The following is a 22,673-nucleotide window of genomic DNA, read 5'->3' on the forward strand; positions in this document are numbered from 1 at the left end:
ATCAGACATATCACCGCTCCGTTTTCGGACGGTGAATCATGCGGCTCCGCGATAATCAATGGGTCCTGAGCCTAAGCGCTCGTCGCAAGTGACGTCAACAAAGTTCAGGTATTTAAGATGGTTGATTTTCAAACGGCTCCGCTCGACCCTAAGCGCCGCCGGTTGGTCGCGATTTGGCTGACAGAGGTGGTCCTGGAAATTCGACCAGTTTGCCGCCGTGGTAAGCTATAGCATTGATTTCATTTCAGGCGGCAACCTTCAGGTCCGGAGATCGTCTATCATAGGCCTCGTCCGGCGTCATGATCCCATGTGATGAGTGTGGGCGTCTTTCGTTGTAGTAGCTGATCCAATCACGAATCCCGTCCCGGGCTTCGGAACCGGTTTCGAAGGCGTTCAAATAGACGCATTCGTATTTGAGGGATCGCCAGAGCCGCTCGATCATCCGATTGTCGATCCAGCGGCCACGACCGTCCATCGAGATTTTGATCTTCGCATCGCGCAGCACGTCGGTGAAATCGGTGCTGGTGAATTGCGAACCTTGATCGGTGTTGAATATCTCCGGGGTGCCGTATCCGGTCAACGCTTCTTTCAAAGCCTCGACGCAGAATCCCGCGTCCATGCTGTTCGACAGCCGCCAACTCAGCACCTTCCGGCTGTGCCAGTCCATGATGGCAACGAGGTAGAGAAACCCGCGGCGCATTGGAATGTAGCTGATGTCAGCACACCAGACCTGGTTGGTCCGGGTGATGGGTAAGTCCCTCAGAAGATACGGATATATCTTGTGCTCCGGGTGCTTCTTGCTGGTCTTCGGTTCTTGGTAGATCGGCACCAACCGCATGAGCTTCATCAGCCGCCGCACACGATGTCGCCCACATCTGTGGCCCTCCCGCTGCATGTGGCGGGCCATTTGTCGAGACCCATACCACGGCGTCTCTAGGAACTGCTGGTCGATGATTTCCATGAACTTCAGGTTCTCGGCGCTTTCCCCGCGCGGCTGGTAGTAGAGGGTCGAACGTGCCAGTGACAGCAGGCTGCATTGCCGCCGGAGGCTGAGATCAGGATGGTTTTTCTTCACCGCTTTTTGCCTCCAGTGCCGAGGACGAGACTGGAGGCTTCCGACAAAAAATCCCGTTCCACGACCAGCTGCCCGATTTTGGCGTGCAGCTTTTCCACCTCTGCCGTCGATATCGTCGGCTCGCCGTTCGACTGACCGCTGAAGGCCTGTGCCATGTTCTTGATCGCTGTCCGTTTCCAACCGCTGATCATCGTCGGATGTATGTCATACTTCTTGGCAAGCTCGGCCGTCGTCAGCTCCTCGCGGATGGCTTCCAAAGCCACCTTCGCCTTGAACTCTGCCGAATAGCGTTTCCGTTTCGTCATTTCTGTGCGTTCTTCCTCAGGCGCTACAGCTTAACACCTGGTCCGAAATCCCGCGACCACCTCTCCACCCATGGCCTGATCCAGAAGTTTGAGGTTTTTGAGATCGCTGGCGATCTTTACCTCGTTGTGCAAGCGGAGCATCCGCTGGAGCTGAACACGGTCGCCCTGTTGCCGATCGCTTCTGCGCTTCGCTATAGCTGCCGAACCTTTGGCCCTATTCCCGAAACGGCCTTTGGCTCTTCCAAAAGTTGCATTGGTGAGGCTTTCCCGGCATATTTTACATTCGGTGTGCTGAAGCTTTCTAGGCGATAGGGATCTCACTGTACGGCTCCATCACGTTAGAAAGAGGCATCGTCGCAAAGCGCCGATAACGCGCAACACCAGCGGCGGGCGGGTCGATCCGCCTAACGAGGCTCAGAGAGGGGGTGAAAAAACGCGTCTCCTGCAATCCGGCCGGGCATTCGCGCGACTAGGGAAGTGATCTGTGATCTATTGCATTACACACCAATCATGTGTATTTACTATGTGATATAGGAGGATGGCATGCAGACCACAGCCGAAAAGCAGCGCACAAACATTACCCTTACGGCAGAAAATCTCTCTGCCGCCCGGGAATTAGGCTTGAATGTCTCGGCGATCAGCGATGCTGCTGTCGGAGAAGCGGTGCGTGCGGCGCGGGCTGCGGCTTGGGCATCAGACAACGCGGCGGCGATTTCGGAGCGGCGTGCTTGGATTGAGACCAATGGGATGCCGCTGGCGGACTTGCAGGTGCTGCGGCTCGGCTGATGGCACAGTTCCAAGTCTACCAACTATCTGGCGGGCGGCTTGTGCTCGACCTTCAGACGGATCTCATCGACACCGGCTCCCGCGTGGTCGCACCTTTGATCCCGATTGCAGGCGGGCCAGGGGTTATAGGACGCCTCGAGCCAGTGTTCGAGATTAACGGCGATGCCTATGCCCTGCACACTGCCGAGATGGCGGCGATCCCCTCTGCGTTGCTCAAAGGTCCTCCCATCGCGGACCTTTCCGCTTCAGACTATGAAATCCGCGGTGCGCTCGACATGGTGTTTTCGGGGTTCTGAGCAGGTTATTTTGACGAGCCCTTTTCACCACACGCTATCGGAACAGGTTAAGCTAAGAACCCAGCAATCCGCCGCGCAATCTCGCCACGCTCATAATCCAGCGTGGCCACATGATATGACCGTTCCAGCCAATTCAATTGTATCTCGTTCGACCCTACTGAAGTCGCGATACGCAGCGCGTTTTGTGGGTCGACCACATTGTCGCATCGCGACTGCATAATTAAGATAGGCTGCCGTATCAGCGGCAGCAATGCGCCGGTCGCATTCGTCAGCAGGAAGCGTTCCTTTAGCGTATCGCGCGGGATCCGATCATAGCAGATTTCGGTCCTCCCGGGTTCGGCGATGTCGGAGCCGATGCCGTCGATGAACGCCGGCCCGTCTGCCTCGTAAAGCGGCGCCACAACTTCGGGGCGGTAGAGGCCTGTTGAGCCGTTAATGCTGACCACGCCCTGTATCTTATCGGGCATTCTGGCTGCGAGATTGAGCGATAGTGTCGCGCCCAGGGATAGCCCGCCAACGATAACCCGGGCACAGCTTGTGGAGAGGGTGGCGAGAGCGTCCTCTGCTGAGGCGACCCAATCCGCTTGGCCGGTTTTTGCCAGGGCCGCAGGGGTTTCGCCATGTCCCGCAAGACGGGGGCAATATACCGTCGCGCCGCTGGTCTCATGTACTTTTTCCGCGACTTCTCGCACGCTCTGCGGCGTGCTGGTGAAGCCGTGGAAAAAGAGAAATCCGGTATCGCTGCCTTCGAGAAGAAAAGGCTGCGCCTCGGGCAGGTCGAAGGGGGCGATCGGGGTCTGTTTCATAGGCGCATAAGATCGCGCTATCGCTGTGTTACGCAAATAGACTTGTGGTATCGTGCGATAACCGAACGCGATCAACCAAGGGGCGGGAAGTGGTTGCGGAACTGACGCAACAGCCCGGTATCTGCCTTGATGCTCCATGCCATCGAGATCGTCGCCTCTGCATCCAGCCCTGCTATCGGCACCAGTTCCAGCGCGGCGGGCAGGCTCTCGGCCATGGTCATGGGGAAAAGCGTCACGCCGCGGCGTTCGGCCACGCGCTGCAAGATCACCTGCACGTCCCAAGCCTCATCTGCCACCATGGGGGTAAGGCCCGCGCGATCGCAAGCGCTGTCCAGCAGCGCGCGCCATGAGCGCCAGTTTTCCCGCAGCCCCATGACGAAGTGCATCTCAGCCAGATCATCCACTTGCGCGGGGGCTTCGCCTGCGGGGGCGACCACACCGATGCGCGAACTCCAAACGGGCATCTGGTCGATCCCCGGTGCGCCAACGGTGGGATGAGACAGCAGAAAGCCAAGGTCGATCGCACCAGACTTCATATTTTTCAGCATGTTATCCGTGGACATGACATGCATCTCGACCTGCACGCCGGGGACGCTGCGGTGGAAGGCATCCAGCGCTTCCGAGATTTGCCGTGAGGTGGCGAGGGCGGAATAGCCCACGATGATATGCCCACGGGCCCCGGCCGCATTCTGGCGCGAGGCGCGGATTGTCCGCTCGAATTGCGCGACCGTCTGGCGCGCATCGTCGAGGAAAACGACGCCTTCCGGTGTGGGGATCACGCGCGGCCCGCTGCGATCGAATATCCGAAAACCCAAATCCACCTCAGTGTCTTTCACGGCTTTCGAAATGGCCGGCTGCGCGATATTGAGCATCTCGGCTGCGGCGCGGAAGCCTTGGGCATCGGCCACGGCCAAAGCGTATCGCAGATGTCGGAGGTCGAGCCTTGTGGGTTTCCTGCCGTCGTTCATTGATGCTTCCGTGTTGATCGCGTTCCGTTATCACTCGATCAACCATCGCTATTTGTCAACTGACCCTTCAGCGGTGAGGTTGAATCGGAATTACGGGCCCGGTTCCCGTCTTGGTATGGGGAGGAGGCCCGATGCTGACGCTGTTCAACAGATTATGCTCTTGGCTGATGTTTATCGGCGGCTTTGGCGTCATTGCGATGATGCTGAACATCGTGGCGGATGTCGTCGCTAAACTGGTGTGGAACGCGCCGATCCAAGGCACGGTCGAGATGTCGTCCTACTACTATATGGTCGCGCTGGTCATGCTGCCGATGGCCTTTGTCGAGATGCAGGACCAGCAAATCTCGGTCGATCTGTTGTTCAATCACTTCCCCGCATGGCTTCAGAAACTCGCGCTGCTTTTTAGCTGCCTCGCCGCCGCCGCCATCTTGGCCGTGATGACATGGCGCACCGGGCTGGACGCCATGCGCGCCCTGCGTGTGGGCGAAGTCGTGATGGGCGGGCGTGAGGTCATCGTCTGGCCCTCGCGTATGGTTCTGCCGCTTGGCTTCGGCCTTGCCAGTCTCGCCGCGTTGCTGCGAGGTCTGCTGGTGCTGCGCGGGCAGCCTGTCACCCAGTCTGACCTCGATGGGGGCATGTCATGAGTAATCTCGTTATCGGCTGGATCGGTGTGGGCACGCTGTTCGGCCTGCTGGCCTTTCGGATGTCCATCGGGACGGCCCTTATGGCGGTGTCCTTCGTCGGCATCACCGTGATGTTCAATCTACAAGCCGCGTTTGGCATCGTCAGCGCCATGCCCTTTAATTTGATCGGAGATTGGTCGCTGACTGCAATCCCAATGTTTCTCTTCATGGGGTTCATCGCCGCGAATACCGGACTTACCGCAGGCGCGTTTGACCTTTTGCGGGTGTTGCTGGCGCGGGTGCCTGGCGGTCTGGCCTCAGCCAGTGTCGGCGCTTGCGGGCTTTTCGCAGCCGCTTCCGGCTCTTCCATCGCGACCACCGCCGCCATGTCGAAGATCGCCGTGCCGGAGATGCTGAAGGCGAAATATCACCCTTCGCTGGCCACCGGTGTCGTCGCGGCTTCAGGCACGCTTGGCTCCCTCATCCCGCCGTCAATCCTCATGGTGCTCTACGGCATTTTCACTGAGCAATCGATCGGCCAGCTCTTCATCGCGGGCGTCATTCCCGGTGTGCTCTCAGCCTTCGTATATATGGCGATGATCACCGTTCGCGCCACAGTCACACCGCAGCTTGCCCCGCCCGTGGTTGAGCGGATCGACCGGGCGCAAGTGCTGGGCCTGCTTTGGTCCGTTTGGCCATTTCCTGTGCTGGTGCTCGGCGTCTTGGGTGGCATCTTCGGCGGCTTCTTCACTCCGACTGAGGCCGGCGCCGTGGGCGCGTTCCTTGCCGCGACGGTTGCATTGCTGCGCCGCTCGCTGACCCGCAAAGCGCTGGCCGAGGCGATCCGCCAGACGACGCTCGCGACCTCTTCGATCTTCTTTCTCTCCATCGGCGCGGTGATGTTCACCCGTTTCATGGGGTTGTCGGGCGTGCCCCGCGCCCTAACGGATATGATGCTGTCGGTCTCGGACAATCAGATCGTGATCATTCTGATGATTGCCGCGCTCTTCGTCATCTTGGGAATGGTCATCGACTCCATCGGTCTGATCCTGCTGACGCTACCGATCCTGTTACCGGTGCTTGAGGCCGCAGACATCAACCTCATTTGGTTCGGCATCATTTGCATCAAGCTTTTGGAGATCGGGTTGGTGACACCGCCGGTCGGCCTGAACCTTTATGTCCTGCACAGCGCGTTCTCGGGCGAGGTAAAGCTGCGCGACATCATCTCGGGCACGACATGGTTCATCGCCATGGACATCGTGACGCTTTTTATCCTGATCGCCTTTCCCGCGATCAGCCTGTTCCTGCCCTCGCTCATGGCGCAGTAACGCTTTTTTAACCGGAGGAGACGACAACATGAAACTTAACACATCCATACTGGCCCTCGCGGTCTGTGGCCTCGGCACTGCGGCCGCAGCCCAGAACGCGAACCACTTCTTTGCTGAACGCCATTCGATGGTGCGCGGCCCTTACGTGGAATTTGCCGAACGTGTGGCCGAAGACACCAATGGCGAGGTGAATTTCACCGTCTTCGCTGGCGGCTCCCTGCTGCCGCCGGCCGCTTCATTGCAAGGCGTGCGCGATGGCGTGGCACAGGTGACCTATCACGCGGGCACTTATACACCGTCCGAACTGCCTGTCGCGAACCTGATCGGCAACTTCGCCTTCTACAACACCGACCCTATGGTCATGGCCTTCGCCTCGACCGAGTTTGGCCTCACCAACGAAGCCGCCTTGGCCGAGTGGAAAGAGAATGGCGTGGTATTCGGCGGCGGCTACTCGACCTCTGAATATTATATGATGTGCAACACGCCCGTCGCCACCTATGAGGATATTCAAGGCAAACGCCTGCGCATGGCCGGGGGCGCCTGGTCGCGTTTTGCCGAACATGTGGGCGCCGTGCCCGTGTCGATCCCCTCAAGCGAGATGTACACCGGCCTCGACACAGGCTCGCTTGACTGCGCCGTGGCGGCAGCCGATGCGCTCGATTCCTTCTCTCTTTCCGATGTAGTGACCCATCTGAACATGCTGGCCGTCGGCAACTACTACGCCGGATTTGAGTGGGGCTATAACCCGACGTTCTGGCAGGGGCTGTCGCAAGAGTCGCGCGACGTCTTGTTTGACCAGATGGCCTACTACCTCGCGCAGCACCGGGTTGAATTCGACAAGGACGTCGACAAAGCGGTCTCTGCTGCGAAGGAAGGCGGTATGGAAGTCTTCGAGCCCGATCAGGCCCTTAAAGACGCGCTGGCGGAATTCGTCAAATCGGACGAAGCCGTGCTGATCGAAAACGCCAAAAGCCGCGGGATCGAAAACCCCGAGGCTCTGCTGGAAGACTATAAGCGCATCGTAGACCGCTGGGCCGAACTGCTGGCCGATGTGGATCACACCGACACCGACGCGCTGGCAGCGCTGGCAAAAAGCGAGATCTATGACAAGCTGGACCGTGCAAACTACGGCATGAACTAAGCTTTAGTGCGTAGAAGGGTAGGGGCGCCGCAATGGCGCCCCTTAGCCCGCCCGCATTGGCAACCAGCGACCGCGCGGCGCTTCGGTGACCAGCGCCCGGTCCCTGACCAATAGCTCACCCCGAGAGAGCACATGGCGCGGCATGCCTTTGACGGTAGTGCCTTCGAAGGGATTGTACCCGGTGTTGTCATGCAGATCATCGGCGCCGTAGGTGTAAGAAGCCTCAGGTTCCCAAATCGCCAGATCGGCATCGAAGCCTTCGGCAATCGCGCCCTTCCCATCCAGACCAAAGGCCCGCGCGGGCGCGGTGGCGGTCACCTTCGCGAATGCTTCGACACCCATGCGGCCCTCGCTCACCATCGCGTTGAACATAAGCGGCAAGCGCGTCTCCAGACCCGGCATCCCATTGGCGATCTGATTGAACGGCGCGTTTTCTCCATGGGCGAACTTACCGCTGGCGTCCATCCGATAGGGCGCATGGTCTGAGGTGATCAGCTCAATCGTGCCATCTGCCATTGCCTCCCAAAGAGCGGCCTGATCATCGGTCCCGCGTTGCGGAGGGGAGCACATAAAGCGGGCCGGATTCTCGCTGTCCAGAATATCCTCAGTCATAAAGAGGTAATGCGGACAGGTCTCCGCCTGCACCTTTACCCCACGCGCGCGGGCCTGCCGGATGATTTCAGCTCCTTCGCGGGTCGAGACGTGAAAGATCATCACCCGCGCCCCGGTGAATTCGGCAAAACGGCACATCCGGTCGATCGCCTCAATCTCTGCCTCGCGTGGGTGAGAGGCGGCGTGGTATTTCGGGGCGGTCTTGCCCTCGGCCAGCAGCTTTTCGGTCATATGGCCGATCAGCCCGTCATTCTCGGCGTGAAAACAGACGAGCGCGCCCGCATCCCGCGCCAAGGCAAGGATATCGAGAATGGATTTGTCGTCCTGACGAACCTTGGCGTAGGTGGTGAAAATCTTGATCGAGCGGTGCCCTTCGGCAATCAATGCCGGGATGTCTTCGGCCAGATTGCCATTGCCCGTGTCGGCGACGATCATGTGAAAGGCATGATCGATGATCGCGCCCTTCTTGGCAAGCGCGGCATAGTCGCCCACGACCTTCCGCATCTTCTGGCCCGCGTGCTGCGCGGCGAATGAGACGGTGGTCGTCGTCCCGCCCATCGCGGCAGAGCGTGTGGCGGTGCGGAACGTATCGGCATTCATCAACCCTGCGCCGGACATCTGTTCGATATGGCAATGGGTATCCACACCACCGGGCAATACCAAGAGGCCGTGTGCGTCGATTTCTGTCGGGGCAGAGGATGTGATGGTGCTGCTCAACTCACTGATTTTACCCTCCGCGATGGCGATGTCCTGAACCGCGACGCCTAAGGGTGTTACAACGGTCCCGCCACGAATGACGGTGTCAATCTGTTTGCTTTGCATGGCAACCTCGACGATATGCAGTATCTAGGGTGATGAAAATAATCATACCATGCGTATACCATATGGTATACCGATAAAAGATATATCGCGGCGGAGGCGGGCTCTTGGCCCCGGGAGGAGGTAACATGACCGATAAAACCGAAACGCTCGGGGATGCCACCTTCAAACGGCTGAAGGCGATGATCTTGGACGGCACGCTTGAGCCGGGCACGCGGCTGAGCGAAAAGAAGTTCGCCGACCATTTGGGCGTATCGCGCACACCGGTGCGAGAGGCAATCGGTCAGCTGGTCAGCGAAGGGCTTGCAAAGCGCAGCGCAGGTAGCGCGCCGGTGGTCTCAAGCGTGTCCCTAAATGAGATCATGGAGATCCTTCATGTGCGTAGCCTGCTGGAATGTGAGGCGGCGCGCAAAGCCGCGTCTTCGGGCAAATCCACTGCCGAACTGAATGATATTCGCGATAAAATGCAAGGGTTTATAGATGGCCCGCGCCCCACAGCGGCAGAGCATTCGGCTCTGGATATGCGGCTTCATTTCATCCTTGCAGAGATGGCAGGCTCCAATCTTCTGCTCGAGCTGATCGAAAGCCTTAAGGTCAAAACGGGCATGTATGATCAAGGTTCGATCCCCGATCGTCTGGTGCCGGGGTGCGAGGAGCATATCGCTTTGATCGACGCGGTCATCGCTGGGGAGCCCGACGCCGCCAGCGCTGCGATGAAGCTGCATCTCAGCAATGTTCGAGAATCGATCATTTCGCACATTTATCATCCATTCTGATCCCCCGTGGGGCAGCGCCGGCGCAAAGGTGGTTGACTCAGCATTCCGAGTGTATACCGTATGGATACCAATTAGGAACGCAGTGGGGATTCCATGCAGGCGCAACGACCCGAAGGCGGTATCGTTCTCGCGATCACCTTTCAGTATTACCGCGATTTGCCGACAGCGATGCGCTTCTATGAGGATGTGCTGGGCCTGACGCTCGCCATTGATCAGGGGTGGTCCAAGATCTACCGGATCGACGGCCAAGCCCATGTCGGTCTCGTGGATGAGACACGCGGCATGCAGAAATGGCAGGAGAAGAAGACCGTTCAGCTTTGCCTGCGCGTGCCGGATGTCGACGCTTGGTATGCCTGGGCCGAGGCCAACAAGGTCGCCGGGCTAACCAAGATGTTCGACAGTGATGAGCTGGGCATCCGCGCCTTCGCTATGAACGATCCCGAGGGCTATCAGATCGAGGTGCAGACTGCCCGCCCGGGCCACTGACGCCGGTCATCCGTCGCCAAAATGAATGAGGGCCCGCCAAGTGGCCCCGTCACCCATCCAACAGTGGAGAAGCTAACCATGAAATATCTCAGTGAAACCGCGCTGCGTGCCAGCGCCCTCGGTCTGGCCCTGATGGCCACGACGGCTGGCGCGGCATTGGCCGAGAAATCTGTCACCATCGGCCTTACCGCGGACCCCAGCCACCTCTACCCGCTGGCGGGCGAGGAGCTCAGCTCGAACATCATGTATTACCACCTCTATGATCCGCTGGTGAAGCGCAGCGCCGATCTGTCCTTCGGGCCCGGCCTTGCGGAAAGCTGGGAGAACGTCGATGACACCACATGGCGCTTCAAGCTGCGTGAGGGTGTGAAATTCCACAACGGCAACGACTTCACCGCCGAGGACGTGGTCTTCACCGTCGAGAAGGCGCGCGAGTCGATCCGCCCGGACCTTGTGGCCAATATCGCCTCGATCACGGCGGTCGACGATTACACCGTCGAGATCAAGACACCCAAGCCCTACGCGGTACTGCCCAACGATCTGGCGGAGCTGCTGATCCTCGACAGCGAATACACCCAAGCCACCGGCGACGAGAAGATGGATCTCGAGCCGATGGGCACCGGCCCTTACAAGCTGGAAAGCTGGATCAAGGAAGAGAAGCTGGTGCTCTCGGCCTTCGATGACTACTGGGCCGGCGAGCCGAAGATCGACACGGTCACCTTCCGCCCGGTCACCAACCCCGCAACCCGCACTGCAGCACTGCTGAGCGGCGAGGTGGATGTGATCCAAGACCTCGCGGTGCGGGATGTGGATCGGGTCAAGCGGGAAGAAGGTTTTGAGGTCGTCACCCGCCCGAGCCTTCTGAACGTCGTGCTGGCCATGGATACCCGGGAGAAATCCCCGACCATCGAAGGCGACAACCCGATGACCGACCAGCGCGTGCGCGAGGCCATCGCGCGGGCCATCGACACCGATGCGATTAACAAGATCGTCATGAACGGTCTGGCCACCCCGAGCGACCAATATGTCCCCGAAAGCCACATCGGCTATGCCGACGGTATGAGCTTCCGCGAGATGTACCCGGTGGACATCGAGAAGGCGAAAGAGCTGATGGCCGAGGCGTGCTATGCCGACGGCTTCACCATGACGCTCGACGCCACCAACAACCGCTACGTCAACGACGCGCAGATTGCGCAGGCGCTGGCCTCGATGCTGGCCAAGATCAACATCGACCTGCAGCTGAACATCATGCCCAAGTCAAACTTCTGGGGCTACATCCGCGTGCCCACGGAGAACTCCAGCTTCATCATGTCGGGCTGGGACGTGCCGGCGGGGGATGCAGGCTCCATGTACGGCGCGCTGTTCTACACCCGCGACAAGAAGGAAGGTTACGGGCAGGTCAACCGCGGTTCCTACTCCAACCCGGAGCTCGACGCGCTGGTCGACAAGGCCGACGCCACCCCCAGCATCGAAGAGCGTGACCAGTACCTGCAGGAAGCCTCCAAGCTCTTGTTGAACGACATACCGATGATCCCCGTGCATTACGAGCAGGACATCTACGCCAAGCGTGACGGCGTGATGCTTGAGCCGCGCGTGGACAAGTTCATCTGGGCCTATGACATGGACGTGGCCGAGTAAGCCGCCGCCTCCGGCCCCGGCGGCCTGCGCTGCCGGGGTCTTTCCTCTCCTTGCCGAAAGACTGTAGCCGCCGATGTTCGGATATCTGCTCAAACGTCTGATCCAGATGACGCTTGTCCTCTGGATCGTCTCCGTGATCGTCTTCTTGATGATGAGTTTCACCGGCGATCCTGTGTTCATGGTCGTGCCGATCGACGCCACCGATGCCGAGATCGCGCAGGCGCGCCGCATCCTCGGGCTCGACCAGTCGCTGCTGGTGCAATACGGGCGCTTCATCACGAGCCTCGTGCAGGGTGATTTCGGCAATTCCTACGTCTTCCGCCAGCCCGCGATGACGCTGATCTTGGAGCGTCTCCCCGCCACCGTCGAGATGGTGCTGGTTGCCATGGCGCTGGCGCTCGCGGTGGCCATTCCGCTTGGCGTCTATGCCGGGGCCAACCCGAACTCCCGCATCAGCCGCACGATCATGGCGGGCTCTCTTCTTGGCATCTCGCTTCCCGGTTTCTGGGTCGGCATGGTGCTGATCTTCCTCTTCGCCGTGCATTGGGGGATCTTCCCCTCCTCGGGGCGCGGCGACACGGCCGAGATCTTCGGGCTGCGCATCAGCCTGCTAACCGCCGACGGCTGGCATCACATCATTCTCCCGGCCGTGACGCTTTCGCTTGCCACCATGGCGATCCTTTTGCGTATGACCCGCGCGGGGATGATGGAGGTCGGGCGGCAAGACTTCATGAAGTTCGCCCGCGCTAAGGGTGCGACGCGCCGCGACGTGCTCTACAAACACGGGCTGAAGAACGCGCTCATTCCGGTCATCACCATCTTCGGCCTGCAACTGGGCGATCTCATCGCCTTTGCCACGATCACCGAGACGATCTTTTCCTGGCCCGGCATGGGCAAGCTTTTGATCGACAGCATCTACCGCGCCGATCGCCCGGTGATCGTCGTCTACCTCATGCTGGTGGCGCTGATCTTCGTGGTGATCAATTTCCTCGTCGACATCGTCTACACGCTGATCGACCCGCGTATCACGTTGAAATGAGGGCGGCGACATGACGGCATTCTTCCAATCCGAATTCTTCTACAACTACCGCCGCAGTTCCTCGGCGATGATCGGCAGCGCGCTGATGGCATTCTTTGCCCTCGCCGTGCTGCTTGGCCCCTTCCTCGTGGCGCAGGACCCCTATGACATCGCGGCGCTGAACCTGATGGACAGCTACAAACCGCCGTTCTGGCTCGAAGGGGGAGACCCGCAGTTCTGGCTCGGCACCGACGGGCAGGGGCGCGACGTCTGGGCTTCGATCCTCTATGGCGCGCGGATCTCGCTCTTCATCGGGCTGGTGGCGATGGCGGCCTCATGCGTCATCGGCACGCTTCTGGGGCTGATCGCGGGATTCTACGGCGGCATCGTCGACAGCGTCATCATGCGCATCGCCGACATCCAGCTTTCTTTCCCCTCGATCCTGATCGCGCTGTTTCTGATGTCCGCCGTGGGCACCGGGATCGACAAGGTGCTGATTGCGCTGACAGCCGTGGGCTGGGTGGTCTATGCCCGCACCGTGCGCGGCTCGACTCTGTCGGAGATCGAAAAAGAATACGTGCAGGCGGCCAAGGTCGCCGGCCTGCCGAACCACAAGATCATCCGCAAACATGTGCTGCCCAACGTGCTGACACCGCTCATCGTCATCGCGACCATTCAGGTCGGCACCTTCGTGCTGATCGAGGCGTCGTTGTCGTTCCTCGGCGTCGGCGTGCCGATCACCCAGCCGTCGCTGGGGCTGTTGATCAAGAACGGTTTCGACGTGCTGTTCTCCGGCCTGTGGTGGACCAGCGTCTTTCCCGGCGTGGCAATCATGATGCTGGTCTTCGGTATCAACCTCTTTGGCGATTTCCTGCGCGACGAACTGAACCCGAGGCTGAAATGATGCGCGACACGGTACAGCAAAAACTGCTCGAGGTCCGAGACCTCAGGACCCATTTCCACACTTTCGCGGGCACGGTGAAAGCCGTGAACGGCGTCAGCTTCGATATCGCGGCGGGCGAGGTCATGGGCCTCGTGGGCGAAAGCGGCGGCGGCAAATCGGTCGTCGGCTTCTCGATCCTTGGCCTCATCGACAGCCCCGGCAAGATCGAGGGCGGGGAGATCCTGCTCGACGGCGAAGACCTCGTGAAGGCCGGGGAGGCGCGGCTGCGCGAGATCCGGGGGCGTGACATCTCGATGGTGTTCCAAGACCCGATGACCTCGCTCAACCCGCTGCACACGGTGGGCCGGCAGATGGACGAGGTCCTGCGCCTGCACAGCGATTTGGACGCCGAGGCGCGTCACACGGCCTGCGTCGAGATGCTGGAAAGTGTCGGCATCAGCCGCGCGGCGGAGCGGCTCAAGGCCTATCCGCACCAGTTCTCGGGCGGGATGCGCCAGCGCGTAGTGATCGCCATCGCACTTCTGGCGCGCCCGCGCCTGATCATCGCGGATGAGCCGACCACCGCGCTCGACGTGACAATTCAAAGCCAGATCCTGAAACTGATGCGCCGCCAGATCGCCGAGAAGGGCGCTTCTATGATCCTCGTCACCCACGATCTCGCCGTCGTGTCGGAGATGGCCGACCACATTACGGTGCTTTACTGCGGCAACGTGGTCGAACGCGGGCGCACCCGCGAACTAATCGAAGCCCCCGCGCATCCCTATACCCGCGGATTGATCGACAGCATCCCCGATCTGTCGAACCGGCACGAACGGCTAAAACAGATCCCCGGCACCGTACCGGATATTCGCAACCTGCCCCGGGGTTGCAACTTCCGCGACCGCTGTCCGCGCGCGCAGGCCCTTTGTGCGGAGATCGAACCCGATCTGATGCCACAGCGCGGCTCGTTATCGGCGGCCTGTCACTTTCCTCTCAGCCCCGGAGACACCGCATGACCGATGCCCCTGCACCAATGCTCGACGTGCGCGACCTTGAGATGCATTTCTCCTTAGGCGGTTCCGTCCTCGACCGACTGCGTTTTGGCAAGAAGGGCCCTCGGATCGACAAGCCTGTGGTCCGCGCGGTCAACGGGGTGAACTTCAGCATCGAACGCGGTGAAATCATGGCGCTGGTGGGCGAAAGCGGCTGTGGCAAGTCCACCGTCGCCAAGACCATCGCGCGCATCTACAAACCCACAGGCGGCGAATTGCGCATTGATGGTGAGGACGTGGCCGAGCATGATTTTGCGCAGATGTTGCCCGTCCGCGCAAAGATGCAGATGATCTTCCAGGACCCCTATGCCTCGCTCAACCCGCGCCAGAAGGTGCGCGATATCGTGGCGGAGCCGTTGCTGCAGCAGACCAAGACCGCCGCCGAACGGCGCGAGGTGCCCGAAAAAATCGAGGCGCTTCTGGCGAAGGTTGGCCTCAATGCCGAACACGCCGGGCGCTATCCGCACCAGTTCTCCGGCGGCCAGCGTCAGCGCATCGGCATCGCACGGGCGCTGTCGGTCACGCCGGGGCTGATCGTCGCGGACGAGCCTGTGTCGGCGCTCGACGTCTCGATCCAGGCGCAGATCCTGAACCTGATGAAAGACCTGCGCGACGAGTTCGGTCTCGCCTATCTTTTCATCAGCCACGATCTCTCAGTCGTGCATCACATCGCCGACAAGATCGGCGTGATGTACCTCGGTTTCATGGTCGAGAACGCCCCGCGCGACGTGCTGTTCTCGCGCCCACGTCATCCCTACACACGCGCCCTTCTCTCGGCTGCACCCAGCATCAAGGAAAAGCGGGATAAAGAGGAAATCGAGCTTACGGGCGAGGTGCCTTCGGCGCTCTCGTTGCCCTCGGGCTGCTGTTTCCGCACCCGCTGCCCCTTTGCCTGGGACCGCTGCGCCGCCGAACGGCCCGCCTTGCGAGATGTCGGCGACGGCCAGACCGTCGCCTGCCACCTGATCGATGAGCCGGAAAGGGATGTCGCATGACCCGGATCACACAGGCCCGGCTGGGCCTTCACGACCCGCATGACTGCACCGACGCCAGTGATGAGCTGACGGTGCTGCACGCGATCTATGATACTCTGGTGAAACGCCACGGGCAGGGGTTTGTCCCCGCGCTGGCGCGCGACTGGGAGGTGTCGGAGGACGCAGCCGTCTGGACCTTCGACCTGCAACCGGGCGTGACCTTCCACGACGGCACTCCCTGCGACGCGGAGGCGGTGGCCGCCTCGCTCAATCGCATGGCGCGGGAGGACAAGGGCTATACCTTGGGCGCGCCGGCGGTATGGCGGCAGTTTCTGGGCGGGGCCAAGTTGGAGGTTCTGACCCCGACGCGGCTTCGCGTCACGCTGACCGCGCCGATGGCCGATCTCCTAGACGTGCTGGAGCAAGGCTTCATCGTCGCACCCTCGGCTTTCCCGGCGCTCGACGCAGGCGATCATACTGCGCAGGTTGGCAGCGGGCCTTACCGGATTACAGAGATCACGCCAGAGCGCATCAGTGCCGAACGGGTGACGGGGCATTTCTCCGGCACCCCGGCGAACGAGACTGTCACATGGCTGCTGGAACCCGACGTGGCCAAACGTCAGGCGATGCTGGCGCGCGGCGAGGTGCAGGTCGCCAACGGCCTCGACTTCGCAGCCTCGCGCAGCCTCGGCGCGATGCGGCACGAGTTCCTCTCGCCCGTCGCGATCATCTACCTGCTGAATGCTGCGCGCGGCCCGCTGGCGGACGCCCGTGTCCGCCGGGCGCTGAACCTTGCGGTCGACCGCGAGGCCATCGTCGAGACCGTGATGCAGGGCGCCGCCCGCCCGCTGCGCGGCTTCGTCAGCCCGAACCATTTCGGGGCCGGGACGGGGCAAGGCGCGCAGATGGATCGCGACACCGCCCGCGCCCTGCTGGCGGAGGCGGGGCAAGGCGATGGCCTGACGCTCGACGTCGATTGCCCAACGCGCCTGCCGGACGAGGCCGAGCGGCTGACCGCCGCCCTCGGCGAACAGCTCAAGGAGGTGGGCATCACGCTCAACGTGCATATCCACCCCGAGCGCGAAGACTATGCCCACATGGTCCGTCGCAAGGAAATCCGCGACCTCTGCGTCTTCGATTCAAGCCCGATGAGCACCTACCGCGTGCTCTACGAGAAGATCGACAGCCGCGTGGCAGGTTCTTGGTGGCAGGGCTATGCCAACCCGAAGATCGAGGCGCTGATCGACCGCGGCCGCGTAATCCCCGACCGCGCCGCGCGCGCGCAGGTCTGGCAGGAGGCCTACGGCCTGCTGCAGGAGGATCCGGCGTGGCTCACGCTCTACAATCCGCTGCGGGTGATCGGCATCGCGGGGGAGCATCCCGATTTCACCATGCCCGCCGACGGGGTGATCGACGTGACGCAGCTGCCGCATTTGCCGGAGGTGGCCCATGCTGGCTGACACGCTTCTGACTGGCGGCACCGTCATCACCATGGACCCCGCCCGCCGGGTGATCGAAGCGGGGGCCGTGGCGGTCCAAGACGGCAAGATCGTGGCCATCGGCAGCGCTTCGGAGCTGACCGAACAGCTCGAAGCCACGGAGGTGATCGACTGCACCGGCCATGTCATCTTTCCGGGGCTCGTGGATGTGCATGCCCACGCCGGCCATGGTCTGATCAAGACCATGGGCATGCACGCAGACGATCGTTGGGAGACGATCTGCGGCGAGGTCTATACACAGATCTCCACCCCCGATTTCTGGCTCGCGGAAGCGCGGCTGGCGGCCCTTGAGCGGCTGCGCTTCGGCGTGGCCACCGGCGTGTCGCTCTTGGGCGGCGGAGATACGATCATGCGCAGCGACGATCCGGCCTATGCCGCGGCGCATTGCGAGGGCGTGCTGGAGGTCGGCACCCGCAGCGTCGTGGCCGTCGGTCCCACCCGCGCGCCACATCCGCTGACCTATGCAGATTGGGAGACCGGCGAACGGCGCCCCTATCCGGTAAGCTTCGAGCAGCAGTTCGACACCGCCAAAGCCGTGGCCGAGGACTGGCACGACACCCACGCGGGCCGGATCAATATCGCCATGCTCTATCCCGTGCTGCGCGACGAGCATGAGCGCGACATGGCTGCGGAAGATTACGCCGCCGCCTGCGCGCAGACCCAAGCGGTGCAGGCCCACGCCCGCGACAAGGGGCTGGTCTTTACCCAGGACGGCCACTGGCGCGGCTCGATCCGGCGGGCCAAAGAACTGGGGACACTGGGGCCGAACGCGCTGCTGTCGCATTGCATCGACTTGCACGACGACGAGATGATCGCCGTCGCCGAAACAGGCACCAAGATCGCGCATAACCCCTCGGCCAATGCCTCGATCTCGGGCCGTTGCCCGGCGGTGGAGATGATGGACATGGGCGTCTGCGTCGGTCTCGGGTCGGACGCCACCGCGCCGGACCGCTCGGGCGACATGTTCCGGCACATGCAGCAGGCGATGCACTACCACCGCCGCCATTTCCGTGACGCCGACGTGCTGCAAATCGGCAAGGCGCTGGCGATGTGCACCATCGACGGCGCGCGCGCGCTCGGGATGGAAGACCGCATCGGCTCGCTGGAGGTCGGCAAACAGGCCGACATCGTGACCATGGACCTCGCCCGCCCGCATCTGCAGCCCGGCAACATGGCGGTGCACCGGCTGGTCTGCTTTGCCAACGGCAACGACGTGAGCAACGTTATGGTGGGCGGCGAGATGGTGCTGCGCGACGCCCACGCCACACGGCTCGACGAAGCGGCGGCTCTGCGCGAGGCGGCCAGGCAGGCCGAGTTGATGATCGACCGCTTGGGCGGCGCGCCCGACCTCGAATTGCCCGCGAATTTCTGGGGCAGCACCCCCCACGGCACGGAAGGCCAGTCATGACCATCTACATCGTCAACCCCAACAGCAGCCAGCATGTGACCGATGGCATCGACAACGCGGTCGACCCGATGCGTACATCCTGCCCGGTGCCGATCGTGGCGCGGACACTGGCCGAAGGCCCCCCGGGGATCGAAACGCAGGCCCATGTCGACGGTGTCGTCGGCCCGATGCTGGCGCATTGCGCCGCACTCGAAAATCAGGCGAGCGCCTTTGTCGTCGCCTGTTTCTCGGACCCCGGGCTGGCCGCCCTGCGCGAGCAATCGGCGCGGCCCGTCTTGGGCATCGCGGAGGCGGCGGTGCTGACCGCGATGACGCTGGGCCAGCGCTTCGGCATTATCTCGATCCTGCGCCGCTCGATCCCGCGGCACATGCGCTACCTCGGCGCCATGGGGGTGATGGACCGGCTCGCGGGCGACGAACCGCTGGAGCTTGGCGTGCTGGAACTGGCCGATAAGACCCGCACCTTCGAGCGGTTGAAGACCGTCGGCACTTCGCTCCGCGATGGCGCGGGGGCGGATGTGCTGATCCTCGGCTGCGCCGGGATGACCGCCTTTCGCGGTGAGCTTGAAAAATCCCTCGGCGTGCCCGTCATCGAGCCCTGTCAGGCGGCCACCGCCATGGCGATCGGCCGGGTCGCCCTGCAACAGACACGATAGGAGAGAACATGTCCGCACTCACAGCAGACGCCAAGGGCGTCTTCGTCATCGCCGTGACGCCCTTTCACCCGGATGGCCGCATCGACATGGAAAGCTGCGACCGCATGGTCGACTTCTATCTCGAGGTGGGGGCCACGGGCCTGACGGTTCTGGGCATGATGGGCGAGGCCCCGAAGCTGACGGTCGAGGAATCGCAAGAGGTCGTCGCCCGCATCCTGAAACGCGTCGATGGCCGGGTGCCGGTGGTGGTGGGCGTCTCCGCCCCCGGCTTCGCGCAGATCGACACGCTAACGCGCGCGGTGATGGAACTCGGCGCCACCGGTGTCATGGTGGCCCCGCCGGGGAGCCTGCGTACCGACGACCAGATCGTGAATTATTACCGACAGGTGGCCGAGGTGCTGGGCGACGTTCCCTTCGTGCTGCAGGATTTCCCGCTCGTGACCGGCGTGCAGATCGCGCCCAAGGTGATCGCGCGGATCGTCAACGAACTGCCCACCTGCGTCTGCCTGAAACATGAGGATTGGCCGGGGCTCGAGAAAATCTCCGCCCTGCGGGCCGAGGGCATGCTGGAGCGCCCGCTGTCGATCCTTTGCGGCAACGGCGGGCTGTTCCTGCCCGAGGAGATGGGCCGCGGTGCCGATGGCGCGATGACCGGGTTCGCCTATCCGGAGATGATGGTGCAGGTGGTCGATCTGTGCAGCCGCGGCGAGCTGACTCGCGCGCAGGACATCTTCGATGCCTACCTGCCTCTGGCGCGCTTCGAGCAGCAGCCGGGCCTGGGTCTGGCGATCCGCAAATACACGCTCGCGAAACGCGGCATCATCGCCCATGACGCGCAGCGCCGCCCCGGTGCCGCGCTGAGCGAAGCCGCCCGCGCCGAGGTCGACCGACTGATCTCGAGACAGGAAAAACGATTGAAGGAACTGAACTAATGGACCTCGAACTGAACGGCAAACGCGCGCTTGTACTGGGGGCCAGCCGGGGCCTCGGCATGGCAATCGCCAAGTCCTTGGCCGCCGAGGGCGCGACCGTCTTCGCCGTGGCGCGCAGCCGCGACAAGATCGCCGATTGGGCGGAAGGCATGGAGAACGTCCACCCCGTTGAATGCGACCTGTCGGACCTCGCCCAGGTCGACGCGCTGGCCGACCAGCTGCTCTCGGACGGCGGCGCGGACATCATCGTCAACAATGGCGGCGGCCCGCCCCCGGGCACTGCGCAAGGGGCAGAACGCGGCCAGTGGCTGGCGTATTTCGAGGCGATGGCGGCGAACCTCTTTCACCTCAACACGCGGCTCCTGCCTGAGATGAAGGCACGCGGCTGGGGCCGGATCATCTCGATCACCTCCTCGGGCGTGGAGCAGCCCATTCCGAACCTCGCGCTCAGCAACGGCATCCGCTCGGCGGTGGTGGGTTGGTCGAAGACACTGGCAAACGAGGTCGCGGGTGACGGCATCACCGTCAACGTGGTGATGCCGGGGCGCATCCACACGCAGCGGGTGGACGAGCTGGACGCCGCCGCGGCCAAACGCACCGATAGCGACGTGGCCACGGTGGCCGCCAGGTCGCGCGCCACGATCCCGGCGGGCCGCTACGGCAAACCGGAAGAATTTGCCGATGTAGTCACCTTCCTCGCCTCGGCGCGGGCAGGCTACGTCACCGGGTCGCGCATTCGCATTGACGGCGGCGCGATCAAAGGGATTTGATCGGGATCAATCGACGAGATCAAAGCGCCAAGAAGTGCTTGGGTCGCAATGGTCGCTATATCAAGGGTGCCCTCCCGAGACCTATTCGCATCAAAAGGGGCGTGTCTAGCGCGCGCAGCGGTACGCCATCGCGCTAGACAGGCCGCCGTCAAGATCTCACTACTTGCGCGCGTAAACGTTCTCGTGGCGAATGATGTCATCCTCACCTAGGTAGGACCCGGTCTGTACTTCAATCCGTCATGTTGACCGAAGCGGACCATCGAAGAAACGCACCTGCAAATCAACCGCGGCGCGCGATTGAGGAGCGTAGGCTTACTTCAACGTGGCAAGATAGCTGCCATAGTCATTCTTAGTGAACATCTCGGCGCGCTCTGCGAGGGCTTCTTCGCTGATCCAACCTTTTTTAAAAGCGATCTCTTCCAGACAACCGGTTTGCAAACCCTGTCGTTCGGTCAACGTACGGACAAAATTTCCCGCGTCCAACAGGCTGCCATGGGTGCCGGTATCCAGCCAAGCATAGCCGCGCCCCATGCGTTCGACCTGCAGTTTGCCCGCCTGTAGATACATCTCAAGCAGCGAAGTGATCTCCAATTCGCCGCGCGCCGATGGCTGAACCTCTGCTGCATGTTTCGGGGCATCGCCGTCAAGGAAATAGAGACCCGTCACAGCGTACTTCGAGGGCGGCACATCGGGTTTTTCGATGATCTCTCGGGCTATGCCATTAGCGTCAAAGCCAACGACCCCGTAACGTTTTGGGTCAGAGACGTGATAGCCAAACACAGTGCCCCCTCCGATGCGCGCATCTGCGGAGGCCAGCATGTCAGGCAGCCCGTGGCCGAAAAAGATGTTATCGCCGAGCACCATTGCAGAAGGCGCACCGGCCAGAAAGTCTTCAGCCAGCAGATAGGCTTGCGCTAAACCGTCGGGGCTCTCCTGCACAATGTAGGTCAGATTGATCCCCCACTGGCTGCCATCGCCGAGCGTTCGGATGAATTGCTCTTGATCCTGCGGCGTAGTGATCATGGCGATGTCACGGATGCCCCCGAGCATGAGAACCGACAGCGGGTAGTAAATCATGGGCTTGTCGTAGATCGGCAGGAGTTGCTTCGAAATTCCCATAGTGATCGGGTAGAGCCTTGTACCAGACCCTCCAGCGAGAATGATACCTTTGCGTTTGCTCATGATCGGCCTCCAAGGTCTTTAAGTATATCTGTAGGCGGCTCACGCCGGTCCGAGCGTGGGATGCCGAAAACGGGCTGTGTGGCGCAACAATGCGGACAAGACTTTAGCGACCTTTGGGCGGGGTCGAGTGATCGGAAGCGAGGATTCCCGTTTCCATGCGATCCAACCCCGCCTCCCCGAAAATTTCTCGAGCGAAATCGACCCAGCTGACATCCGGTGCGCCGGAGAAATGATCGGTGCTGCTTTTTGGCCGGATTGTCTATCGACTGCCGCGCAATGGTATCACAGGCCGCCGCAATCTCGGCAGCGCCGGTGGGGCGGCCAATCTGGTCGGCGATAATGTTTAGGGCTTCTCGCTCTGCCCCGGGACGCGGGGCCTGAGAATGCAACCCACGTACTGCCCCCATGGCGGCAGAGAGGGAATGATTGTCCTGCACGAAATCTAAAGCGATTCCATGTTCCGCCAGTATCTTGCGGTTCCAGCTGTCTGAAAAGAACCCTCGTGCAGCCCCGAATTTTGCGGGCTTCAAAATGGGAGCTTCTGGCACGCCGGTTTGGATAACTTCCACAATAGCGTTCCCCTTGACGACTTCTCGTTGTTTCCTAGCAAGCACCATAGTTCTTGTCAGATGATACAACC

Annotated in this window: 23 protein-coding genes and 1 pseudogene; 17 read left to right on the forward strand and 7 right to left on the reverse strand. The window is 61.6% G+C overall.

Going from position 1 to position 22,673, the window contains the following annotated elements; translation table 11 throughout:
• Positions 1-244: 244 nt before the first annotated feature.
• Positions 245-1,380, reverse strand: a protein-coding gene (locus ACGYK7_RS16200) for an IS3 family transposase (RefSeq protein WP_394403510.1) whose coding sequence is annotated in 2 segments (ribosomal slippage) — positions 245-1,116 and positions 1,116-1,380 — 1,137 coding nt in all. Because the reading frame shifts where the segments join, the coding sequence is not laid out codon by codon here.
• 543 nt (positions 1,381-1,923) lie between these two features.
• On the opposite strand from ACGYK7_RS16200, the gene ACGYK7_RS16205 reads away from it, so the two are divergent.
• Positions 1,924-2,166, forward strand: a complete 243-nt coding sequence (locus ACGYK7_RS16205) for a type II toxin-antitoxin system CcdA family antitoxin (RefSeq protein ID WP_394403511.1) — start codon at positions 1,924-1,926, stop codon at positions 2,164-2,166.
• Entirely contained in the window at positions 2,166-2,462 is a 297-nt protein-coding gene (locus tag ACGYK7_RS16210; RefSeq protein ID WP_394403512.1) for a CcdB family protein, read from the forward strand. The genes ACGYK7_RS16205 and ACGYK7_RS16210 overlap by 1 nt, the downstream gene beginning before the upstream one ends.
• A 47-nt stretch (positions 2,463-2,509) precedes the next feature.
• Here the strand turns inward: ACGYK7_RS16210 and ACGYK7_RS16215 are convergent, their stop codons facing one another.
• Together ACGYK7_RS16215 and ACGYK7_RS16220 are read right to left on the reverse strand one after the other, a co-directional pair.
• Complete coding sequence (locus ACGYK7_RS16215) at positions 2,510-3,268, reverse strand: alpha/beta hydrolase (RefSeq protein WP_394403513.1); 759 nt, start codon at positions 3,266-3,268, stop codon at positions 2,510-2,512.
• A gap of 71 nt (positions 3,269-3,339) precedes the next feature.
• A complete protein-coding gene (locus ACGYK7_RS16220; RefSeq protein ID WP_394403514.1) occupies positions 3,340-4,236 on the reverse strand; it encodes a LysR family transcriptional regulator in 897 nt (298 codons plus the stop codon).
• 131 nt (positions 4,237-4,367) lie between these two features.
• Here ACGYK7_RS16220 and ACGYK7_RS16225 point away from each other — a divergent pair, with 131 nt between their 5' ends.
• The 3 genes from ACGYK7_RS16225 to ACGYK7_RS16235 are packed head-to-tail and all read left to right on the forward strand — an operon-like array spanning position 4,368 to position 7,328.
• Positions 4,368-4,880 (forward strand): TRAP transporter small permease subunit, encoded by a 513-nt coding sequence (locus ACGYK7_RS16225; RefSeq protein WP_209219519.1) that lies wholly within the window; start codon positions 4,368-4,370, stop codon positions 4,878-4,880.
• Entirely contained in the window at positions 4,877-6,187 is a 1,311-nt protein-coding gene (locus ACGYK7_RS16230) for a TRAP transporter large permease (protein WP_394403515.1), read from the forward strand. Before ACGYK7_RS16225 ends, ACGYK7_RS16230 begins: the two co-directional genes overlap by 4 nt.
• A gap of 28 nt (positions 6,188-6,215) precedes the next feature.
• Complete coding sequence (locus ACGYK7_RS16235; RefSeq protein ID WP_394403516.1) at positions 6,216-7,328, forward strand: C4-dicarboxylate TRAP transporter substrate-binding protein; 1,113 nt, start codon at positions 6,216-6,218, stop codon at positions 7,326-7,328.
• A gap of 42 nt (positions 7,329-7,370) precedes the next feature.
• On the opposite strand, the gene hydA is transcribed toward ACGYK7_RS16235, so the two are convergent.
• Complete coding sequence (gene hydA, locus ACGYK7_RS16240; RefSeq protein ID WP_394403517.1) at positions 7,371-8,762, reverse strand: dihydropyrimidinase; 1,392 nt, start codon at positions 8,760-8,762, stop codon at positions 7,371-7,373.
• 125 nt (positions 8,763-8,887) lie between these two features.
• On the opposite strand from hydA, the gene ACGYK7_RS16245 reads away from it, so the two are divergent.
• From ACGYK7_RS16245 to ACGYK7_RS16300, 12 genes are all read left to right on the forward strand, one after another.
• Positions 8,888-9,535, forward strand: coding sequence for a GntR family transcriptional regulator (locus ACGYK7_RS16245; protein ID WP_394403518.1), 648 nt, complete (start codon positions 8,888-8,890; stop codon positions 9,533-9,535).
• 93 nt (positions 9,536-9,628) lie between these two features.
• Positions 9,629-10,021, forward strand: a complete 393-nt coding sequence (locus tag ACGYK7_RS16250; RefSeq protein ID WP_168612356.1) for a VOC family protein — start codon at positions 9,629-9,631, stop codon at positions 10,019-10,021.
• A gap of 78 nt (positions 10,022-10,099) precedes the next feature.
• Positions 10,100-11,659, forward strand: a complete 1,560-nt coding sequence (locus ACGYK7_RS16255) for an ABC transporter substrate-binding protein (protein ID WP_394403519.1) — start codon at positions 10,100-10,102, stop codon at positions 11,657-11,659.
• A gap of 73 nt (positions 11,660-11,732) precedes the next feature.
• The gene (locus ACGYK7_RS16260) at positions 11,733-12,698 is read left to right on the forward strand and encodes an ABC transporter permease (RefSeq protein ID WP_209219526.1); all 966 of its coding nucleotides are present in this window, start codon (positions 11,733-11,735) and stop codon (positions 12,696-12,698) included.
• Between the two features lie 10 nt (positions 12,699-12,708).
• Complete coding sequence (locus ACGYK7_RS16265; protein ID WP_394403520.1) at positions 12,709-13,581, forward strand: ABC transporter permease; 873 nt, start codon at positions 12,709-12,711, stop codon at positions 13,579-13,581.
• Positions 13,581-14,576, forward strand: a complete 996-nt coding sequence (locus ACGYK7_RS16270) for an ABC transporter ATP-binding protein (protein WP_394403521.1) — start codon at positions 13,581-13,583, stop codon at positions 14,574-14,576. The genes ACGYK7_RS16265 and ACGYK7_RS16270 overlap by 1 nt, the downstream gene beginning before the upstream one ends.
• On the forward strand, positions 14,573-15,607 hold the full coding sequence (locus ACGYK7_RS16275; RefSeq protein WP_394403522.1) for an ABC transporter ATP-binding protein: 1,035 nt from the start codon (positions 14,573-14,575) through the stop codon (positions 15,605-15,607). The genes ACGYK7_RS16270 and ACGYK7_RS16275 overlap by 4 nt, the downstream gene beginning before the upstream one ends.
• Positions 15,604-17,046 (forward strand): ABC transporter substrate-binding protein, encoded by a 1,443-nt coding sequence (locus ACGYK7_RS16280; protein WP_394403523.1) that lies wholly within the window; start codon positions 15,604-15,606, stop codon positions 17,044-17,046. Before ACGYK7_RS16275 ends, ACGYK7_RS16280 begins: the two co-directional genes overlap by 4 nt.
• A complete protein-coding gene (locus ACGYK7_RS16285) occupies positions 17,036-18,493 on the forward strand; it encodes an amidohydrolase family protein (protein WP_394403524.1) in 1,458 nt (485 codons plus the stop codon). Before ACGYK7_RS16280 ends, ACGYK7_RS16285 begins: the two co-directional genes overlap by 11 nt.
• Positions 18,490-19,149 (forward strand): aspartate/glutamate racemase family protein, encoded by a 660-nt coding sequence (locus tag ACGYK7_RS16290; RefSeq protein WP_394403525.1) that lies wholly within the window; start codon positions 18,490-18,492, stop codon positions 19,147-19,149. The genes ACGYK7_RS16285 and ACGYK7_RS16290 overlap by 4 nt, the downstream gene beginning before the upstream one ends.
• A gap of 8 nt (positions 19,150-19,157) precedes the next feature.
• The gene (locus tag ACGYK7_RS16295; protein WP_394403526.1) at positions 19,158-20,081 is read left to right on the forward strand and encodes a dihydrodipicolinate synthase family protein; all 924 of its coding nucleotides are present in this window, start codon (positions 19,158-19,160) and stop codon (positions 20,079-20,081) included.
• Positions 20,081-20,851, forward strand: coding sequence for an SDR family oxidoreductase (locus ACGYK7_RS16300; RefSeq protein ID WP_394403527.1), 771 nt, complete (start codon positions 20,081-20,083; stop codon positions 20,849-20,851). The genes ACGYK7_RS16295 and ACGYK7_RS16300 overlap by 1 nt, the downstream gene beginning before the upstream one ends.
• Before the next feature lie 159 nt (positions 20,852-21,010).
• Here ACGYK7_RS16300 and ACGYK7_RS16305 read toward each other — a convergent pair.
• The 3 genes and pseudogenes from ACGYK7_RS16305 to ACGYK7_RS16315 form a co-directional block, all read right to left on the reverse strand.
• Positions 21,011-21,085: pseudogene (locus tag ACGYK7_RS16305) on the reverse strand (hypothetical protein); the annotation flags it as partial.
• Positions 21,086-21,163: 78 nt separating this feature from the next.
• The gene (gene rfbA / locus ACGYK7_RS16310) at positions 21,164-22,033 is read right to left on the reverse strand and encodes a glucose-1-phosphate thymidylyltransferase RfbA (RefSeq protein ID WP_394403528.1); all 870 of its coding nucleotides are present in this window, start codon (positions 22,031-22,033) and stop codon (positions 21,164-21,166) included.
• Complete coding sequence (locus ACGYK7_RS16315) at positions 22,030-22,650, reverse strand: dTDP-4-dehydrorhamnose 3,5-epimerase family protein (RefSeq protein ID WP_394403535.1); 621 nt, start codon at positions 22,648-22,650, stop codon at positions 22,030-22,032. The genes rfbA and ACGYK7_RS16315 overlap by 4 nt, the downstream gene beginning before the upstream one ends.
• Positions 22,651-22,673 lie beyond the last annotated feature (23 nt).

The sequence above is a fragment of the Sulfitobacter sp. 1A15299 genome, from assembly GCF_043556915.1.
In the GTDB taxonomy this organism is placed as follows: domain Bacteria; phylum Pseudomonadota; class Alphaproteobacteria; order Rhodobacterales; family Rhodobacteraceae; genus Sulfitobacter.

Bases quoted from the DNA above. Each gene is read 5' to 3' on its own strand.
- ACGYK7_RS16275 (WP_394403522.1), top strand. From the start codon at position 14,573: ATGACCGATGCCCCTGCACCAATGCTCGACGTGCGCGACCTTGAGATG.
- ACGYK7_RS16265 (WP_394403520.1), top strand. From the start codon at position 12,709: ATGACGGCATTCTTCCAATCCGAATTCTTCTACAACTACCGCCGCAGT.
- ACGYK7_RS16260 (WP_209219526.1), top strand. From the start codon at position 11,733: ATGTTCGGATATCTGCTCAAACGTCTGATCCAGATGACGCTTGTCCTC.
- ACGYK7_RS16290 (WP_394403525.1), top strand. From the start codon at position 18,490: ATGACCATCTACATCGTCAACCCCAACAGCAGCCAGCATGTGACCGAT.
- ACGYK7_RS16245 (WP_394403518.1), top strand. From the start codon at position 8,888: ATGACCGATAAAACCGAAACGCTCGGGGATGCCACCTTCAAACGGCTG.
- ACGYK7_RS16250 (WP_168612356.1), top strand. From the start codon at position 9,629: ATGCAGGCGCAACGACCCGAAGGCGGTATCGTTCTCGCGATCACCTTT.
- ACGYK7_RS16220 (WP_394403514.1), bottom strand. From the start codon at position 4,236: ATGAACGACGGCAGGAAACCCACAAGGCTCGACCTCCGACATCTGCGA.
- ACGYK7_RS16210 (WP_394403512.1), top strand. From the start codon at position 2,166: ATGGCACAGTTCCAAGTCTACCAACTATCTGGCGGGCGGCTTGTGCTC.
- ACGYK7_RS16295 (WP_394403526.1), top strand. From the start codon at position 19,158: ATGTCCGCACTCACAGCAGACGCCAAGGGCGTCTTCGTCATCGCCGTG.
- rfbA (WP_394403528.1), bottom strand. From the start codon at position 22,033: ATGAGCAAACGCAAAGGTATCATTCTCGCTGGAGGGTCTGGTACAAGG.
- ACGYK7_RS16270 (WP_394403521.1), top strand. From the start codon at position 13,581: ATGCGCGACACGGTACAGCAAAAACTGCTCGAGGTCCGAGACCTCAGG.
- ACGYK7_RS16315 (WP_394403535.1), bottom strand. From the start codon at position 22,650: ATGGTGCTTGCTAGGAAACAACGAGAAGTCGTCAAGGGGAACGCTATT.
- ACGYK7_RS16230 (WP_394403515.1), top strand. From the start codon at position 4,877: ATGAGTAATCTCGTTATCGGCTGGATCGGTGTGGGCACGCTGTTCGGC.
- ACGYK7_RS16300 (WP_394403527.1), top strand. From the start codon at position 20,081: ATGGACCTCGAACTGAACGGCAAACGCGCGCTTGTACTGGGGGCCAGC.
- ACGYK7_RS16215 (WP_394403513.1), bottom strand. From the start codon at position 3,268: ATGAAACAGACCCCGATCGCCCCCTTCGACCTGCCCGAGGCGCAGCCT.
- ACGYK7_RS16235 (WP_394403516.1), top strand. From the start codon at position 6,216: ATGAAACTTAACACATCCATACTGGCCCTCGCGGTCTGTGGCCTCGGC.
- ACGYK7_RS16285 (WP_394403524.1), top strand. From the start codon at position 17,036: ATGCTGGCTGACACGCTTCTGACTGGCGGCACCGTCATCACCATGGAC.
- ACGYK7_RS16225 (WP_209219519.1), top strand. From the start codon at position 4,368: ATGCTGACGCTGTTCAACAGATTATGCTCTTGGCTGATGTTTATCGGC.
- ACGYK7_RS16280 (WP_394403523.1), top strand. From the start codon at position 15,604: ATGACCCGGATCACACAGGCCCGGCTGGGCCTTCACGACCCGCATGAC.
- ACGYK7_RS16205 (WP_394403511.1), top strand. From the start codon at position 1,924: ATGCAGACCACAGCCGAAAAGCAGCGCACAAACATTACCCTTACGGCA.
- hydA (WP_394403517.1), bottom strand. From the start codon at position 8,762: ATGCAAAGCAAACAGATTGACACCGTCATTCGTGGCGGGACCGTTGTA.
- ACGYK7_RS16255 (WP_394403519.1), top strand. From the start codon at position 10,100: ATGAAATATCTCAGTGAAACCGCGCTGCGTGCCAGCGCCCTCGGTCTG.